The sequence below is a fragment of the Acidisoma sp. genome (genome assembly GCF_965199065.1).
Lineage (GTDB): Bacteria > Pseudomonadota > Alphaproteobacteria > Acetobacterales > Acetobacteraceae > Acidisoma.
In genome coordinates this window covers 1,734,974-1,750,404 of sequence record NZ_CBDAQN010000003.1, presented here as the reverse complement: position 1 = coordinate 1,750,404, position 15,431 = coordinate 1,734,974, and the positions used below count along the sequence as shown (strand labels likewise).

Genomic DNA, 15,431 nt, shown 5'->3' with positions numbered 1-15,431 from the left:
GCCGGCGCGGTGACACGGGTTAAATCCAACGCTTACAACTAATCTTAGTAAGGCCATGGGCGACGAGTAGGTGCGGGGGCAACGTCCCCCGCTCCAGCTCCAGCCTCGGCACACAGGATCAAGCAGGCTGATTGTCCAGATCCACATTCAGACCCAAGGATTTCAGCTCCTTCACCAGGACGTTGAAGCTCTCCGGAATACCGGCCTCAAAGTTGTCCTGCTCCCGCACGATGGCCTCGTAAACCTTGGTGCGGCCCGACACGTCATCGGACTTCACCGTCAGCATCTCCTGCAACGTGTAGGCGGCGCCATAAGCCTCCAACGCCCAGACCTCCATCTCGCCGAAGCGCTGCCCACCGAACTGGGCCTTGCCGCCCAGCGGCTGCTGGGTCACGAGGCTGTAAGGGCCGATCGACCGGGCGTGGATCTTGTCATCCACGAGATGGTGCAGCTTCAGCATGTAGATGTAGCCGACTGTCACCTTGCGCTCGAAGTGCTCGCCCGTACGGCCGTCGGTCAGGATGACCTGGCCGGAGGTGTCGAGCCCCGCCTTTCGCAGCATGCCCTCGATATCGTCCATCCGGGCGCCGTCGAAAACCGGCGTCGCGATGGGGATGCCCTTCTTGAGGTTGTCGCAAAGCTCGGTCAGCTGCGCCGTCGACATTTGAGCGATCTCGTCGCGGTAGACCTTGTCGCCATAGATGTCGCGCAGCTTCTCCAGCAGCTCGTTCTGAGCGGCGCCGGTCCGGCGATACTCCTCGACGAGTTCGCCCACCTGCTTGCCAAGAGCGGCACAAGCCCAGCCGAGATGCGTCTCCAGAATCTGGCCGACGTTCATGCGGCTGGGCACGCCGAGCGGGTTGAGCACGAGGTCGACATGCGTGCCGTCTTCGAGGAACGGCATGTCCTCGATCGGCGTCACGCGTGAGACCACGCCCTTGTTGCCATGGCGGCCGGCCATCTTGTCGCCGGGCTGAAGCTTGCGCTTCACCGCCACGAAGACCTTCACCATCTTCATGACGCCGGGCAGCAGCTCGTCGCCGCGCTGCAGCTTGTCGACCTTGTTCTCGAACCGCTGTTGCAGACGCTGCACGCTGGCGTCGAACTCGCGCTTGATCTGCTCGATCTCGGCCATGATCGCGTCGTCCTGCACGCCCATGTGGCGCATGGCGCCACGCGGATGCTCGGCCATGACCTCCTCGGTCAGAACCGTGCCGGCCTTGATGCCCTTGAATCCACCGGAAGCCTTGCGGTCGAGCAGCTTCTCCTTCATCCGGTTGAGGAAGGACCGCTCCTGGATCGCCTTCTCGTCGTCGCGATCCTTGGCCAGACGCTCGACCTCGGCACGCTCGATCGCCATCGAACGCTCGTCCTTGTCGACGCCGCGACGGCTGAAGACGCGGACATCGACGATGGTGCCGGAAACGCCCGGCGGCAGACGCAGCGACGTATCCCGCACGTCGGACGCCTTTTCACCGAAGATGGCGCGCAGCAGCTTCTCCTCCGGCGTCATCGGGCTCTCGCCCTTGGGCGTGACCTTGCCGACCAGAATGTCGCCCGGGTTCACTTCCGCACCGACATAGACGATGCCGGCTTCATCGAGGTTGCGAAGCGCTTCCTCACCGACGTTCGGAATGTCGCGGGTAATTTCCTCCTGACCCAGCTTCGTGTCGCGCGCCATCACCTCGAATTCTTCGATGTGGATGGAGGTGAACACGTCGTCGCGCGCGATGCGCTCCGAGATCAGGATGCTATCCTCGAAATTGTAGCCATTCCACGGCATGAAGGCGCAGAGCACGTTGCGGCCGAGCGCCAACTCGCCGAGCTCCGTCGACGGGCCGTCGGCGATGATGTCGCCTTCCTGCACCCGGTCACCCACACGGACCAGCGGACGCTGGTTGATGCAGGTAGACTGGTTCGAGCGCATGAACTTGCGCAGCCGGTAGATGTCGACGCCGCCGGTGCCACCCTCAGATGAGGCGGCCCGCACCACGATACGCGCGCCGTCGATCTGGTCGATCACGCCGCCACGGCGTGCGACGATGGTGGCGCCGGAGTCGCGGGCAACCGCCGCTTCCATGCCTGTGCCTACGAGCGGAGCGTCGGCGCGGATGAGGGGCACGGCTTGCCGCTGCATGTTCGAGCCCATGAGCGCGCGGTTGGCGTCATCGTTCTCGAGGAACGGAATGAGTGCGGCAGCGACCGACACCAGCTGGCGCGGCGACACGTCGACCGCTGTCACCTGGTCGGGCGGGACAAGGCGGAAATCGCCCTGATGCCGGACCGAGACCAGTTCCTCGGTGAAGCGGCTGTTCGCGATCGGCACATCGGCCTGGGCGACGACCAGCTTCTCCTCCTCCATGGCGGAGAGATACTTCCAGCCGTCCTTGACCTCGCCGTTCTCGACAAGACGATACGGCGTCTCGATGAAGCCGTACTTGTTCACCTTGGCGTAGGTCGCGAGCGAGTTGATGAGGCCGATGTTCGGCCCTTCCGGCGTCTCGATCGGGCAGATGCGGCCATAATGCGTCGGATGCACGTCGCGCACCTCGAAACCGGCGCGCTCGCGGGTCAGACCCCCAGGCCCAAGCGCGGACAGGCGGCGCTTATGCGTGACCTCGGAGAGCGGGTTGGTCTGGTCCATGAACTGGCTCAGCTGCGACGAGCCGAAGAACTCGCGCACCGCCGCTGCGGCCGGCTTGGCGTTGATGAGGTCGTGCGGCATCACCGTGTCGATATCGACCGAGCCCATACGCTCGCGAATCGCACGCTCCATACGCAGCAGGCCAACCCGATACTGATTCTCCATCAGCTCGCCGACAGAACGCACGCGGCGGTTGCCGAGATTGTCGATGTCGTCGATCGAGCCGCGGCCATCTTTCAGCTCGCAGAGGATCTGCACGGTCCGGAGGATGTCGGCCTTGCGCAGGATGCGCACAGTGTCTTCGGCCTGAACGCCAAGCCGCATGTTCATCTTCACGCGGCCGACGGCAGATAGGTCGTAGCGATCGGAGTCGAAGAACAGTCCGCGGAAGAGGGCCTCGGCGGTCTCGCTGGTCGGCGGCTCACCCGGGCGCATGACGCGGTAGATGTCGATCAGCGCGTCGTCGCGGTTGTTGTTCTTGTCGACCGAGAGCGTGTTGCGGATCCACGGACCCTTCGACTGGTCGATTGCGAGCGTGGGCAGGCTGGTGATCCCAGCCTCCTCGAGCGCCGTCAGCCGCGCCTCAGTCAGTTCGTCACCGGCCTCGACATAAATCTCGCCCGTGTTCTCGTTCACGAGGTCGATCGCCATGAAGCGGCCAATGAGGTCCAAACGGCTGGCCAGGACGGTCTTGGTCTTCTCGGCGATACGGCGCGTCAGGCGCGTCGTCATCTTCTCATCGGGCTTGGCGACAATCTCACCAGTCTCGCCGTCGACGAGGTTCTCGAACAGCTTCATGCCCCGGAACGCCTCGGGGTCGAACGGACGCGCCCAACCCTTTGGGGTCTGGGTGTAGACGACCTGCTTGTAGAAGCTGGCGAGAATCTCCTCCGGGTCCATACCCTTGATCTCGCCAATGTCGATCGTCTCGCCTTTAGCGACGCGCGCCTCGCGCAGCTTCTCCGTCTCCGCACTGTCGAGCGCATAGAGCAGCGTGCTGACCGGCAGCTTCCGCTTGCGATCGATGCGGACGTAGACGAGATCCTTGCTGTCGAACTCGAAGTCGAGCCACGAGCCCCGATAGGGGATGACGCGCGACGTGAACAGGAACTTGCCGCTGGAATGCGTCTTGCCCTTGTCATGGTCGAAGAACACGCCCGGGCTGCGGTGCATCTGGCTGACGATGACGCGCTCGGTGCCGTTGATGACGAAGGTGCCGTTATCGGTCATGAGCGGCAGGTCGCCCATGTAGACCGGCTGCTCCTTGATGTCGCGGATCGAGCGGGCGCCCGTGTCCTCGTCCAGGTCCCAGACGATCAGGCGCAGCACGACCTTGAGCGGCGCGGCGAAGGTCATCCCGCGCTGGATGCACTCTTCCACGTCGTACTTCGGCTCTTCCAGCTCGTAGTAGACAAACTCCAGTCGCCCACGGCCGGCGAAATCGTCGATCGGGAAGACCGACTTGAAGACTTCCTGCAGGCCCGTATGCGTCCGGCTGTCCGGCGGCACGTTCATCTGCAAGAAGGCCTCGTAGCTCGCCCGCTGCACATCGATCAGGTTCGGCATCGGCGCCACTTCCGGGATCCGTCCGAAGCTCTTGCGGATGCGCTTGCGTCCTGTGAAGGATTGGTTCGAGCCACCTGAAATAGCGTTCATCGCTTGCCCTTAGCCCTCGATTTTTACACCAGGCCGGGATCATGCCGGCCGGCCTCAGCCACAGTCGCCCTCTCGGGTTTGCCCACCGTGGCTCCGTCTCCCGCCTGACGCCCCTCAACTCACGAGTTGAAGCGGCGGCGAGGCTCAGTCCCGGTCCGGACGCTCATCCGCAACCGTCATCCAAATCGTCTGTCGACCTTGGGTCTGCCGCGACCCCTGCTCCGCAACCGCGTAAAGGGTGGGGATCAACCCGATCCCCACCCTTCGCTCGTCGCTCAAATCCCAACCCGGGCGTGAAGCCCGAATTGGTCGAAACTACTTGATCTCGACAGCGGCTCCGTTCTCCTCGAGCACCTTCTTGATCTTCTCGGCCTCGTCTTTCGTCACGCCTTCCTTAACGGGCTTCGGCGCGGCTTCAACGAGATCCTTAGCTTCCTTCAGGCCAAGACCCGTGATCGTACGAACTTCCTTAATCACGTTGATCTTCTTGTCGCCAATCTTCGCGAGGATAACCGTGAACTCGGTCTGTTCCTCAACCGGCGCGGCAGCGGCGGCTGGCCCAGCGGCGGCAGCGGCGGCTACGGGCGCTGCAGCGGAGACGCCCCACTTCTCCTCAAGAAGTTTCGAAAGCTCGGCGGCTTCCAAAACGGTCAGGCTGGAAAGCTCGTCAACAAGACGGGAAAGGTCTGCCATGTCTGAATTCCTATTATGTAAACTTTGGTCGGTTCAATGCAAGCCGAACTTTTCGGGCATCACATCTGTGAAAGGTGGGCAAGCCGTTGTCAGGCCGCCTCGTCCCTTCTGGCATAGGCCCCGAAGACCCTCGCGAGGTTGCCGGCCGGCGCCTGGATGACACCCGCGATCCGCGTGGCCGGGGTCTGAATCATCCCCACCAGCTTCGCGCGCAGCGTATCGAGCGACGGCAATTCGGCGAGTGCCCTGATCCCGGACGCATCAAGCGCCTGGGTGCCAAGCGCACCGCCGATAACGACGAACTTCTCGTTGGTCTTGGCGAACTCGACAGCAACCTTCGCCGCAGCCACCGGGTCTTTCGACCACGCGAGCGCGGTCGGTCCCTTCAGCATGGGCTTGATGCTGCCGAACCGGGTCCCATCCAGGGCGAGGTTGGCCAGACGGTTCTTAGCGACCTTGAAGGTCACCCCTTCCGCCCGCATGCGGCGACGCAGATCGGTTACCTCGGCGACCGTCAGCCCGTCATTACGGGTGACAACCACCATGGACGTCTCTGCGAACACGGCTGCGAGGGAAGCGACGAACTCCCGCTTCTCCGTACGGTCCAAAATACTCTCCGCCACATTGGGCAACGGCGCTTTTGGCTCCGCCGCCCGGGTTTCCCATGGCCGCGCCGAGGACAACCATCCTCCACACGTCCGGTTCGCCTGTCCTGCAGCCGGAACCGCCAAAGCTCATTCCACGGTGCCCAAAAGGCGCCGTGTTGGAACAGTGGCTTCCCCGTCTTCCAGCCGCCGGCCCGCTGGCCGTTTAAGCGCCGGGTGTAAACCAAGCGCACGTCTGGTCATGGACAGGTTCGGAGAGGTCCCCCTCTCCTGCGCGTCCGAGGCTGAGCCCCGGACGAATTCGGATATTACTCGGCCGCCGCTGCCGCCGCGATGCTCGCCACATCGACGCGAACGCCCGGACCCATCGAAGAGCTCAGCGCGGCCTTCTGAAGATAGGTGCCCTTGGCACCGGTCGGCTTGGCCTTCTGCACAGCATCGGCCAGAGCGCGGATGTTCTCCAGCAGCTTGGCGTCATCGAAACTGGCCTTGCCGATGCCGGCATGGATGATGCCCGCCTTCTCGGCGCGGAACTCAACCTGGCCGGCCTTGGCCGCGGAAACGGCGCCCTTCACGTCCATGGTCACGGTGCCGAGCTTGGGGTTCGGCATCAGGCCGCGCGGACCTAGGATCTTACCGAGGCGACCGACAAGCGCCATCATGTCCGGAGTAGCGATGCAGCGGTCAAACGCGATATCGCCGGCCTGAACCTTCTCGGCCAAATCCTCGGCGCCGACGACATCGGCTCCAGCGGCCAGCGCCTCTTCGGCCTTAGGACCACGCGCGAACACTGCCACGCGAAGGGTCTTGCCGGTGCCGTTCGGCAGGCTGATCAGGCCGCGGACCATCTGATCCGCATGGCGCGGGTCGATGCCGAGGTTCATCGAGAACTCGACAGTCTCATCGAACTTCGCGCGGGCATTGCCCTTCACAATCTTCACCGCCTCAGCAAGCGGATAGGACTTATTGCGGTCGAACTCCGCATAGCCGGCGACGAGGCGCTTGTTCTTGGCCATGGTTCAGCCCTCCACCACGGTAAGGCCCATCGAACGGGCGGAACCGGCAAGCATGCGGACGGCGCCCTCCACGTCATTGGCGTTCATGTGCACCATCTTCTGGGCAGCGATCTCGCGCAGCTGGGTCATCGTCACGCGGCCGACCGAGGCGCCCTTGCCCGTCGTCGTCGAACCCTTCTTGATGTTCGCGGCCTTCATCAGGAAATAGGTGTTCGGCGGGGTCTTGGTGATGAAGGTGAAGGTGCGGTCAGCAAAGGCCGTTATCACCACCGGAACCGGCATCCCGGGCTCCATGCCCTGAGTGACGGCGTTGAATTCCTTGCAGAACTGCATGATGTTGAGGCCGCGCTGACCGAGCGCCGGGCCGACGGGCGGCGACGGGTTCGCCTTGCCGGCGGGAATCTGCAGCTTCACGTAACCAGTGATCTTTTTAGCCATGACCCTCGTTCCTGTCTTGTGTCTGACGAACAAGGACCGCGGTACATACGAGGGCAATCGCTCGCCCTCTCCCGCGTTCCGATGAAGGCAGCGCTGTTACCGGATCGGGCTGTGCGAGTCGAGCTTCACGCTCGTCTCCAGGTCGCCGGGCAGCCATGCACTACCCCGGAACCAAGGCTAGACGGGCTTGCCGGCAAAATCCTCGACAATGGCACGGATGGCGGCGGGTTCAGCCTGCTCCATCACGCGCCGCGCCAGCCGGGCGCAGTCGTCGATGGCGACGCCGCGCACCACCTGCTTGACCCGCGGCACCGCGCTCGCATTCATGCTGAGACACCGTAGGCCGAGGCCCAGAAGCAGCGGCGTGAGCTTCGGATTAGCCGCCATCTCGCCACAGACCGACACCGGCTTGCGGAGCCGCAGGCTGGCCTCGACCGTAAACTGCACCAGTCGCAACAGCCCGGGATGCAGCGGATCGTAGAGCTTCGCCACGTCGGCATCGGCGCGGTCCGCGGCCATCGCGTACATGGTCAGGTCGTTGGTGCCGATGGCGAAGAAGTCCGCCTCCAGCGCCAGGGCGTCGGCCGACAGCGCGGCTGCCGGCGTCTCGATCATGATCCCGATCGGCGGTAGACGCTCGGGCAGCTTTTCACCCCGCCGCCGGAGCCGGCGCGCCACCTTCTGGTAGATCTCCCGGGTCGCGCGGACCTCGTCGATCGTCGTCACCATGGGGAGCAGCACTCGCACGGGGCCGAAGTGGGCGGCACGCATGATCGCCGCCAGTTGCGTCTCCAGCAGGTCCGGATGCCGCAGCAGCATGCGGATACCGCGCAGCCCAAGGGCGGGGTTGAGCCCTGACACTTCGGCGATCCCGGCAGCCTGCAGCGCCTCGATTTCCTTTTCGCCGCCCCAGTCGAGCACGCGAATGGTCACGGGGTCGCCGCCCATTGCTTCCACAGCGGCACGATAAACCTCGGTTTGTTCATGCTCGTCAGGCAAGTGCGGGCGGTTCATGAACATGAATTCGCTGCGGAACAGGCCGATGCCGTCCACACCTGCCTGGGCGATCAAAGGCAGCTCGAGCGGCACTTCCAGATTGGCCATCAGCTCGACGCATTGGCCGTCCGTCGTCTCGGCTGGCAGTCTCTGCAGCTGCGCGAGCTTCTGCCGCTCGCGGGCAAAGGTGGCGGACGCACGCCGGGCCGACGCCATAGTCGCCGCCGAGGGATGAAGCGTGACCGTGCCGGCGCCGCCATCGAGCACCAGAAGATCGCCGCTCCGAATGACCGAGGTGACGCCATGAGCACCAAGCACGGCAGGTATTCCGAGCGCCCTGAGCATCACGGCGGTGTGCCCGTCTGTGCCGCCCTCCTCGGTGACAACGCCAGCCAAGCGCGCCGGGCTGAGTAGCGCTGCATCCGCAGGCCGCAGGTTGTCCATGACGAGCACCGTCCCCTGCGCCAGCTTGGCAAAGCTCTGGAACGGCGTCTCGGTAAGATTGCGGATCAGCCGTCGGCCGATCTCACGGATTTCGTCGGCCCGGCGCTTGAGCCCGGCGCGATCACGGTCCTGGACCGCCATTACAGCGGCGGCCAAGGCTTCGGTCTCCTCCAACACCGCGGTCTCGGCGGCCACAAGCCCCTCGATCCGCCGCCGAGCGCCACGGAGGAGACGTGACGGACCTATCATCTGCAGATAGGCGTCGATGAGCGGCTCAAGCTCGGCCTGCCCCTCGGCGGGCAGCATGGCGAGTTGAGCACGCAGCTTGCCGAGTTGTCGCCGCGACTTGGTGACCGCCCCGTCAAGCCGAGCCAACTCCGGCTCCACCGCATCCGCAGGGATGGGCCGGTGGTCGAGAACTGGCGTCTGATCCTCAATGAGATAGGCAGGTCCGACTGCGATGCCCGCCCCAAGGGCCAAGCCTTTGAAGTGGCGCTCGGCCGCGACGGGCTTATCTGCCGGGGACTTTACCGCCGGCAACGCCGCCGAACTCCGGTTCTTACGCGGCCTTGCCTCGGCGGTTTCGGCCTGAGGCGGCTTGGGCGCCGCTCCCGGCTCAGTCTTCCTCATGGAAGCCGGACTCGATCAACGAGGCCACGGCATCGATTGCTTCCTTCGCGTCCCAGCCTTCGGCCGAGACGACGACCCTGGAGCCCTGGCCAGCGCCCAGCATCATGAGCCCCATGATCGATCGCGCTGAAACGGTTTGCCCGTCCTTGGCCACGTCCACCTCAGCTCCGAATTGCTCGGCGGTCGTCACAAGTTTGGCCGCGGCTCTGGCGTGGAGGCCGCGCTTGTTGCTGATGACGAGGTGTCGAACCAGCACTGTGCCGCTGGGAGGGCCTTCCGCCTTGGCCGGATCGGGCAGTGCGCCAGTCACCCGCAGTTTCCGCGGACGCCGTGCAGAACCTGAGAGGCGCAGGCGATGTATTTGCGTCCGGCTTCCTGGGCGCAGGTTACCGCGCTTGCGAGGTTTTGCTGCCCCCGGACCTTGGCGAGCTTCACCAGCATCGGTAAATTGACGCCCGCGATCACCTCGATCGTCTCCGAGTCCATAAGTGAGATGGCCAGGTTGCTCGGTGTACCGCCGAACATGTCGGTGAGCAGAACAACACCGTCGCCGGTGTCGACACGATTGATCGAGCGCTGAATATCCCGCCGCCGATCTTCCATATTGTCTTCAGCACCGATGCAGACTGTCTCGACCCCGCGTTGCGGACCCACGACATGCTCCATGGCCAATCGCAACTCCTCGGCGAGATGGCCGTGAGTGACGAGCACTAGACCGATCATGATAGTTTAGCGGCCTCCCATGGCCAAACGTGAGTTCATGCAGCTGCCGAACCCGTCGCCTCTTTTGCACGCTCAACGCGATCAAGCTCGCGATGGACAACCATCGGCTGCCAACTCGATCGCCGTAACGTTTCAGCCAAGTTCTCGATCAGAAAGACAGAGCGATGCCGGCCGCCTGAGCAACCAATCGCGATGGTCACGTATTTCTTGCCTTCCTGCACGAAGCGCGGCAGCAAAAGCAATACCATCGAACGAATAGCTTCCTGGAAGGCTGCGCAATCCGGATCGCTCTGGACATATGCGCAGACTTCAGGGTCCAAACCAGTGCGCGGCCTGAGCGTCTGGTCGTAGTGTGGATTGCGCAGGAAGCGGGCATCGAAAACGAGGTCTGACTCCGGTGGCAGGCCTGACCGATAAGCGAAGGAAATCAGCGTCAGCGCAAGCCCTTCGTCCGCTGTCAGGCCGAACCGCTGGCCGATCGTCTGCCGCAGGACCGGAAGTGCCACGGAGGAGGTGTCCAGGATGAGGTCTGCGGCAACGCGCAGCTCATCCGTAATGGCCCGTTCGGCCGAAATGCCGTCCCGCACCTGCCCCTGAGGCGCCAACGGGTGACGCCGCCGCGTTTCCGTGTAGCGGCGCAGGAGGACGGCATCGTCGGCGGTTGCGAAAACAAGTTCGGGCGCGAAACCGGTTTCAGCCTTGAAGCGTGCAATCACCTGAAGCACCGCCGCCGCCGCAAAGCCGCGGGTGCGAACGTCGATGCCAATGGCCAGCGGCCGGTCGGTGCGCGACAGTAGTTCGTCCAGCAACGAGAACGGCGGATTGTCGACCGTCTCGTACCCGAGATCCTCGAGCGTGTGGAGGATGGAGGATTTTCCGGCGCCGGAGAGCCCCGTGACTAGCACGATGCGCCGGCGCGCCACCTGGGGCATCATTTGAAGGCGCCGGCGGTCTGGGTAGCGCGGCCCGTTACGTTATCGAAGGCAAGAGCCAGCACCTGGGCCGCAGAGGCCGGCCGAGGATCGAGGGCGATGGTCGGCAGGCGGAGCATGGTGTCCCACCGCGGCTCGGGCAGCCGAACAACCGGCCCAGGCATCAGTTCGGCCAGGAGAACAGGGCGCGCCACGCCCAGGAAGGGGAAGCGCATCACGCCTAGACCCCGCACTTCGAGAAGGCCTTCGAGAGCTTCTGGCGGCCGCGCCATGCCATCCGCGCCAATCTCCACCTGATCGTCCGCGACCAGGACAAAGCCCCGGTCGATCAATCGCAAGACGAGGTCCGACTTCCCTGATCCCGGGGCGCCGGTGAGCAGCACGGCCCATCCATCGCGGGCGGCACAACTTGCATGCATCAGCATCCGCAGCACGATGTGACAAGCTGCCACGGGAAGAAAGCGCTTAATCGATGCAACTGCGCCCTGCTAAACGACGGCGGCCGATCATCCCCAGCGTCCACCTGGTATGCCTCCGACATGTCGTGGATAGAAAAAAGCGTTTTACCCGCTGCACTTAGACGGGCTCTCTCGCGCGTGAGACGAACTCCGCAACGACATCACCCACAGCATTATCCACAGGCTCCCCTAACTTACCCTCAAGCTCGCGCCAGGCATTTTGAATAGCCTGCACCAGTTCAGCCCGGGACAGATGCAGCGGCAGCGGGGGGCCGACGATGATCTGGATGACGCCGGGCATTTTCAGGAAGGAGTTCCGGCCCCAGTGCTCGCCGGAATTGGTGGCGACCGGAATGACTGGAACGCCCATGGCCGCCGCCAAAGCGGCGACGCCAGGCTGGATGACATGCGGCGCCCCCGGCTGCGCGCGCGTGCCCTCCGGAAATATCACCACCTGCCGCCCATCGTCGCGCGCCCGCTTGCCGTCCCGCATCAGGTCGCGGATGGCGCGCGCACCTGCGCGGCGATCCACCACGATCATGCCGCTCGGTCGCATGAGGGCGCCGAAGAGCGGCACCCTCAGCAACTCCTTCTTGAGCACGTAGGCAGGTCGCGGCAGCAGCATCCAGATGGCGGTATCGAACGCCGACTGATGGACCGATGCGATCAGTGCCGGGCCGCCCTGCGGGATGTGCTCGAGCCCGCTGATGCGAACTCTGATGCCGCAGATGAGATGCAGCGCACGGATGACCACTCGTGCCCAAGACCGGCCGAAAAGGATGAGGCGGTCGGGATGGCTCGCCATGAGACAGGTGTAGCCGAACAGGCTCCAGGCCGTCGTGACAACGTAGAAGACGATATTGAAGAGAAGGGAGGCGCCGAGGAGCCGCGCTTGCTTCATGCGTCGTGGGTCCCGCGAAGAAGGGTTGCCATCCGGGAGAACTTGAGCTGAGCCAGCAACCACTTCCCATACTCAGCGAGCAGAAGCCGCCATACATGGGGTCGCGAGCCATCGTAGATGTCCGCCGGCTGCACTCGCATGGGATAAAGCGTGACATCCGGCATCGCGCGCGAAAGTTCCAGCAGGGCGCGCGGCATATGATAGCCGGCCGTCACGACGATCAGCGACCGGATCCGGTGGCTCGCAACCCACAGGGCGGTTTCATCGGCGTTCCCGACCGTGGTGAGGGCCCGATGCCCGAGCGTCACATGGCTTGCGGCAGGTGGCCGCGCGAGTTGCGCCGAACGCTCCACATCACGCAGGCTCACATCGGCGGGCACCCCGGAGATCAGCAACTGATCAGCCCGGCGCTCATCGAGCATCTCGAAGGCGGTGGCGAGGCGGTCCTCGCCGCCGGTCAGCACGACGATGCCGTCGGCATGCACCGGCGGAACCGACGGCGAGTAGGCGTTGAGCAGGAACCAAAGGAAACCGCCGCAAAAGGCGATCAGGACCAGCGTGAGCAGAAAGGCGAGGCTACGGCGCAACAGCCGCGGGCGCGGCTTCGTCGCGGTGCGTTTTCGCCGATCGACGGGGCGGCGGGCCGGCTTGGCGCGTTGCCCGGCGCTCACGGCAGACGTCTCAGCCAGGCGCGAACCGTCCCCTCGGCGGTGACGAAGCCGATGGCGGCGGTTGCAATCGGAAGCACGGGAAGTGCTACCCACAGGGCAACCGGCAGCGCGAAGAGCGGTGGCGCCTCGCCCGCTGCGCTGGCGCTCTGGGTAAAGGGAGCGGCCAGGTAAGCAAGCCAGAGCAGAACCGGCAGGGCGGCAATGGCGCCCACGGCGCCGCCAGCTGCCGCCAGCCGCGTGGCGCGGCGGGCAAAACGTCCGGCGATGTAGGCATCGGTCGCCCCCAGGCCGTGCACGATCTCGATCGACTCTCGCCGGGCGGAAAGACCCGCACGTGTCGCCACCGCGACGACCGCAACCGCCACTGCGATCACCACGATCAGCGCCACGCCGGCGCAGGCCTGCAGGCTCCGGGCAAGAGCCGAAAGGCGTGCCGCCCATACATCGGCGCTTTCCATGTCGGTATCCGGCGCAACCGCGACGAGCTTGGCCTGGAGGTCGGGCGGAACCGCATTGCCTCCTGCCAGTTGCACAGAGATCACGGCCGGCAGGGGAAGCGCCAGCGTGCTGCCCGCCGGACCAAGCCAGGGCTTCAACAGTCCGCTGAGGTCGTCCGCACTCATCGGCGTCGCACTGAGGATGCCTCGGTCTGCATGCAGGATCGCCAGCACGGCCTGCAGACGCGTATCGCCGCCTGCGGTGGCGGGCTCGCCCGGCGTCGGCACCTGGATGGTCAGTTCGGCCGCCGCTCCTTCCTGCCAGTGCTCGGCGAGTGTTGCCGTGGCGATCGCGCCGGCAAAGGCGAGTGCCGCCAGAAACGACATTGCCGCCACCAGGAGCGGCAGGAGACGGTCTGAGAGTGCACGCTTGAGCCCGAGGTCGTCGAACCCCGATGGCCGGAGCCGACGGGCGGCGCGCGACTTCCGGGGTCGCGGAACGCGGCCTTCGTCACGTGCGGAGGGCCGCGTCTGGGCAACGAGTTCCGGATCAGCCATGAGCGACCAGGCGTCCGGCATCCAGCCGGAGGGTGGCCGCGGGGTGGCGCGCCACCAGGGCCTCGTTGTGGGTCGCGACGATCGCGGTAGTGCCCAGGCGATTGAGTTCGTGGAACAGCTGCATGAGCCGCTCGGCCTGCCCGTCATCGAGGTTGCCGGTCGGCTCATCCGCCAGCAGGAGGCTTGGCCGGTTGATGACGGCGCGGGCGATGGCCACCCGCTGCTGCTCCCCGCCCGACAACTGCTGGGGCCGGGAGTACATCTTGGCCGCCAGCCCGACCCAGCGCAGCATCTCGCCGACATCGGCGCCGATCTGGCCCTCCGGCCGCCCAGCAATGCGCAACGGCAAGGCAACGTTGTCGAAGGCCGTGAGGTGCGGCAGGAGCCGGAAATCCTGGAAGACAACGCCAATGCGGCGGCGCAACCGCGGCAGATTGCGGCGTTCGGCGCGGCCGATGTCTGTTCCCTGAATGAAGAGGCGGCCGCTCGTCGGCCGCACGGCAAGGTAGATCATCCGCATCAGGCTGGTTTTGCCGGCGCCCGATGGGCCCATGAGCCAGCGGAACCCGCCCTCCGGCACGCCGAAAGTAAGATCGTGCAGGACCTCCGTCTGGCTCGGCGTGCCGGAGCCATAGCGCAGACTGACGCGTTCAAGACGGATCATCGTGCCTCGTCGGTTTCCGAAGAACGCACACCTCTGCGGCAGCGCCGGAAGTCTCAACTCTAGAACAAGCGCGGTGTCCGGTGCCAGCCGCAGATCCGGCGCAAGTCAAACCGCGATGTCCCGCTTCTTTCGGGGGCGCGCCGGAGCGGCATCTACGGCGAGGTCTGTTTCAGATACGCAACGTTCTTGGGCCTTGGCGAGGTTTGAAGACAGAGGATTGCACGGAGCAACGGTCTTGGCCACAATCCGGCGCTGAAATGATGGGGTGCTTCTGCCCCCATGCAGAGGTATGGCCGCGCATGCGTCTAGTATGTCTTGAGTGTTCCGCCGCCTATGAAGCACCCGACAGTCTTTTTGGTCCGCAGCCCCGGGAAGTACGTTGCAATCGCTGCGGCTACCAATGGACCGTGACCGCGCCGCCTCCGGAGGACGAACCCGCCGGGTTGAGTGCCGTGCCGTCGCCAGTTCCGCCACAAGCGCCGTTGCAGCCGGCAGAGCTACCGCGGCCCCGGCCCGCCATGGCGCCGCCTCTGCGTTCAGGACCTGCAGGTTCGCCACCGCCATCATTTGCACCGCCAGCCCCCTCGAAGAAACCGGCGCGATTGGCCGATACGCTGGCCAATACGCCACCATCGGACGATAGCGTCGCCCCGCTGGAAGCTCAGCGGCCGATGCAGCTGGCCGAACGCCCGGCTCCCTCGACCCGGACGCTGCTGGCTAACACACCGGAGGGTAACATCGATGTAGGCGCGCCCGACCCGGAAGAGAGGCGGCTGTCGCACGAACTCGATTTCGGCGCGATCGACCGGCAGCGGCGATCCGGCAGTGGCGGCGGCACCCGCCGTGCCGTGATCATCCTCATCCTTCTCATCATTGCCGCCGGTGTGGTCGCAGTCGTCTTTGAGGCCGAGATCGTCGCGGCCGTTCCGGCGCTGAAGTCCATCTACGCCCAGATCGGCCTCTAG

General features: G+C 64.9%; 15 protein-coding genes and 1 pseudogene. 2 read left to right on the top strand and 14 right to left on the bottom strand.

Annotated elements, in window-relative coordinates:
* Window positions 1-118: 118 nt before the first annotated feature.
* The 14 genes from rpoB to ftsE form a co-directional block, all read right to left on the bottom strand.
* A complete protein-coding gene (gene rpoB / locus ACOEQ1_RS16285; protein WP_419760277.1) occupies window positions 119-4,300 on the bottom strand; it encodes a DNA-directed RNA polymerase subunit beta in 4,182 nt (1,393 codons plus the stop codon).
* Window positions 4,301-4,615: 315 nt separating this feature from the next.
* Window positions 4,616-4,993 carry a 50S ribosomal protein L7/L12 gene (rplL, locus tag ACOEQ1_RS16280; protein ID WP_419760276.1) on the bottom strand — a complete coding sequence of 126 codons (378 nt, stop codon included), beginning with the start codon at window positions 4,991-4,993 and terminating at the stop codon, window positions 4,616-4,618.
* An 89-nt stretch (window positions 4,994-5,082) separates the two neighbouring features.
* Window positions 5,083-5,601: a 50S ribosomal protein L10 gene (rplJ, locus tag ACOEQ1_RS16275; RefSeq protein WP_419760723.1), complete on the bottom strand. Its 519-nt coding sequence runs from the start codon at window positions 5,599-5,601 to the stop codon at window positions 5,083-5,085.
* Window positions 5,602-5,906: 305 nt separating this feature from the next.
* Window positions 5,907-6,614, bottom strand: a complete 708-nt coding sequence (rplA, locus tag ACOEQ1_RS16270; protein WP_419760275.1) for a 50S ribosomal protein L1 — start codon at window positions 6,612-6,614, stop codon at window positions 5,907-5,909.
* A 3-nt stretch (window positions 6,615-6,617) separates the two neighbouring features.
* On the bottom strand, window positions 6,618-7,052 hold the full coding sequence (gene rplK / locus ACOEQ1_RS16265; protein WP_419760274.1) for a 50S ribosomal protein L11: 435 nt from the start codon (window positions 7,050-7,052) through the stop codon (window positions 6,618-6,620).
* Window positions 7,053-7,229: 177 nt separating this feature from the next.
* Window positions 7,230-9,122, bottom strand: coding sequence for a phosphoenolpyruvate--protein phosphotransferase (gene ptsP / locus ACOEQ1_RS16260; RefSeq protein WP_419760273.1), 1,893 nt, complete (start codon window positions 9,120-9,122; stop codon window positions 7,230-7,232).
* Complete coding sequence (locus ACOEQ1_RS16255) at window positions 9,109-9,378, bottom strand: HPr family phosphocarrier protein (protein WP_419760722.1); 270 nt, start codon at window positions 9,376-9,378, stop codon at window positions 9,109-9,111. Before ACOEQ1_RS16255 ends, ptsP begins: the two co-directional genes overlap by 14 nt.
* Before the next feature lie 50 nt (window positions 9,379-9,428).
* On the bottom strand, window positions 9,429-9,845 hold the full coding sequence (locus ACOEQ1_RS16250) for a PTS sugar transporter subunit IIA (RefSeq protein WP_419760272.1): 417 nt from the start codon (window positions 9,843-9,845) through the stop codon (window positions 9,429-9,431).
* A gap of 35 nt (window positions 9,846-9,880) precedes the next feature.
* Window positions 9,881-10,780 (bottom strand): RNase adapter RapZ, encoded by a 900-nt coding sequence (gene rapZ / locus ACOEQ1_RS16245; RefSeq protein WP_419760271.1) that lies wholly within the window; start codon window positions 10,778-10,780, stop codon window positions 9,881-9,883.
* Window positions 10,777-11,229: an HPr kinase/phosphorylase gene (locus tag ACOEQ1_RS16240; RefSeq protein ID WP_419760270.1), complete on the bottom strand. Its 453-nt coding sequence runs from the start codon at window positions 11,227-11,229 to the stop codon at window positions 10,777-10,779. The genes rapZ and ACOEQ1_RS16240 overlap by 4 nt, the downstream gene beginning before the upstream one ends.
* Window positions 11,230-11,353: 124 nt before the next feature.
* A complete protein-coding gene (locus ACOEQ1_RS16235) occupies window positions 11,354-12,136 on the bottom strand; it encodes a lysophospholipid acyltransferase family protein (protein WP_419760269.1) in 783 nt (260 codons plus the stop codon).
* Window positions 12,133-12,807 (bottom strand): YdcF family protein, encoded by a 675-nt coding sequence (locus tag ACOEQ1_RS16230; protein ID WP_419760268.1) that lies wholly within the window; start codon window positions 12,805-12,807, stop codon window positions 12,133-12,135. The genes ACOEQ1_RS16235 and ACOEQ1_RS16230 overlap by 4 nt, the downstream gene beginning before the upstream one ends.
* Window positions 12,804-13,802 carry a cell division protein FtsX gene (locus ACOEQ1_RS16225; protein WP_419760267.1) on the bottom strand — a complete coding sequence of 333 codons (999 nt, stop codon included), beginning with the start codon at window positions 13,800-13,802 and terminating at the stop codon, window positions 12,804-12,806. The genes ACOEQ1_RS16230 and ACOEQ1_RS16225 overlap by 4 nt, the downstream gene beginning before the upstream one ends.
* A complete protein-coding gene (gene ftsE, locus ACOEQ1_RS16220) occupies window positions 13,795-14,466 on the bottom strand; it encodes a cell division ATP-binding protein FtsE (RefSeq protein WP_419760266.1) in 672 nt (223 codons plus the stop codon). The genes ACOEQ1_RS16225 and ftsE overlap by 8 nt, the downstream gene beginning before the upstream one ends.
* 257 nt (window positions 14,467-14,723) lie before the next feature.
* Between ftsE and ACOEQ1_RS16215 the strand changes: the two are divergent.
* Together ACOEQ1_RS16215 and ACOEQ1_RS16210 are read left to right on the top strand one after the other, a co-directional pair.
* Window positions 14,724-14,864 (top strand): annotated as a pseudogene (locus tag ACOEQ1_RS16215) (zinc-ribbon domain-containing protein); the annotation flags it as partial.
* Window positions 14,865-15,068: 204 nt separating this feature from the next.
* On the top strand, window positions 15,069-15,431 hold the full coding sequence (locus tag ACOEQ1_RS16210) for a hypothetical protein (protein WP_419760744.1): 363 nt from the start codon (window positions 15,069-15,071) through the stop codon (window positions 15,429-15,431).

Bases quoted from the DNA above. Each gene is read 5' to 3' on its own strand.
- rplL (WP_419760276.1), bottom strand. From the start codon at position 4,993: ATGGCAGACCTTTCCCGTCTTGTTGACGAGCTTTCCAGCCTGACCGTT.
- ptsP (WP_419760273.1), bottom strand. From the start codon at position 9,122: ATGAGGAAGACTGAGCCGGGAGCGGCGCCCAAGCCGCCTCAGGCCGAA.
- rapZ (WP_419760271.1), bottom strand. From the start codon at position 10,780: ATGATGCCCCAGGTGGCGCGCCGGCGCATCGTGCTAGTCACGGGGCTC.
- ACOEQ1_RS16225 (WP_419760267.1), bottom strand. From the start codon at position 13,802: ATGGCTGATCCGGAACTCGTTGCCCAGACGCGGCCCTCCGCACGTGAC.
- rplA (WP_419760275.1), bottom strand. From the start codon at position 6,614: ATGGCCAAGAACAAGCGCCTCGTCGCCGGCTATGCGGAGTTCGACCGC.
- ACOEQ1_RS16250 (WP_419760272.1), bottom strand. From the start codon at position 9,845: ATGATCGGTCTAGTGCTCGTCACTCACGGCCATCTCGCCGAGGAGTTG.
- ftsE (WP_419760266.1), bottom strand. From the start codon at position 14,466: ATGATCCGTCTTGAACGCGTCAGTCTGCGCTATGGCTCCGGCACGCCG.
- rpoB (WP_419760277.1), bottom strand. From the start codon at position 4,300: ATGAACGCTATTTCAGGTGGCTCGAACCAATCCTTCACAGGACGCAAG.
- rplK (WP_419760274.1), bottom strand. From the start codon at position 7,052: ATGGCTAAAAAGATCACTGGTTACGTGAAGCTGCAGATTCCCGCCGGC.
- ACOEQ1_RS16235 (WP_419760269.1), bottom strand. From the start codon at position 12,136: ATGAAGCAAGCGCGGCTCCTCGGCGCCTCCCTTCTCTTCAATATCGTC.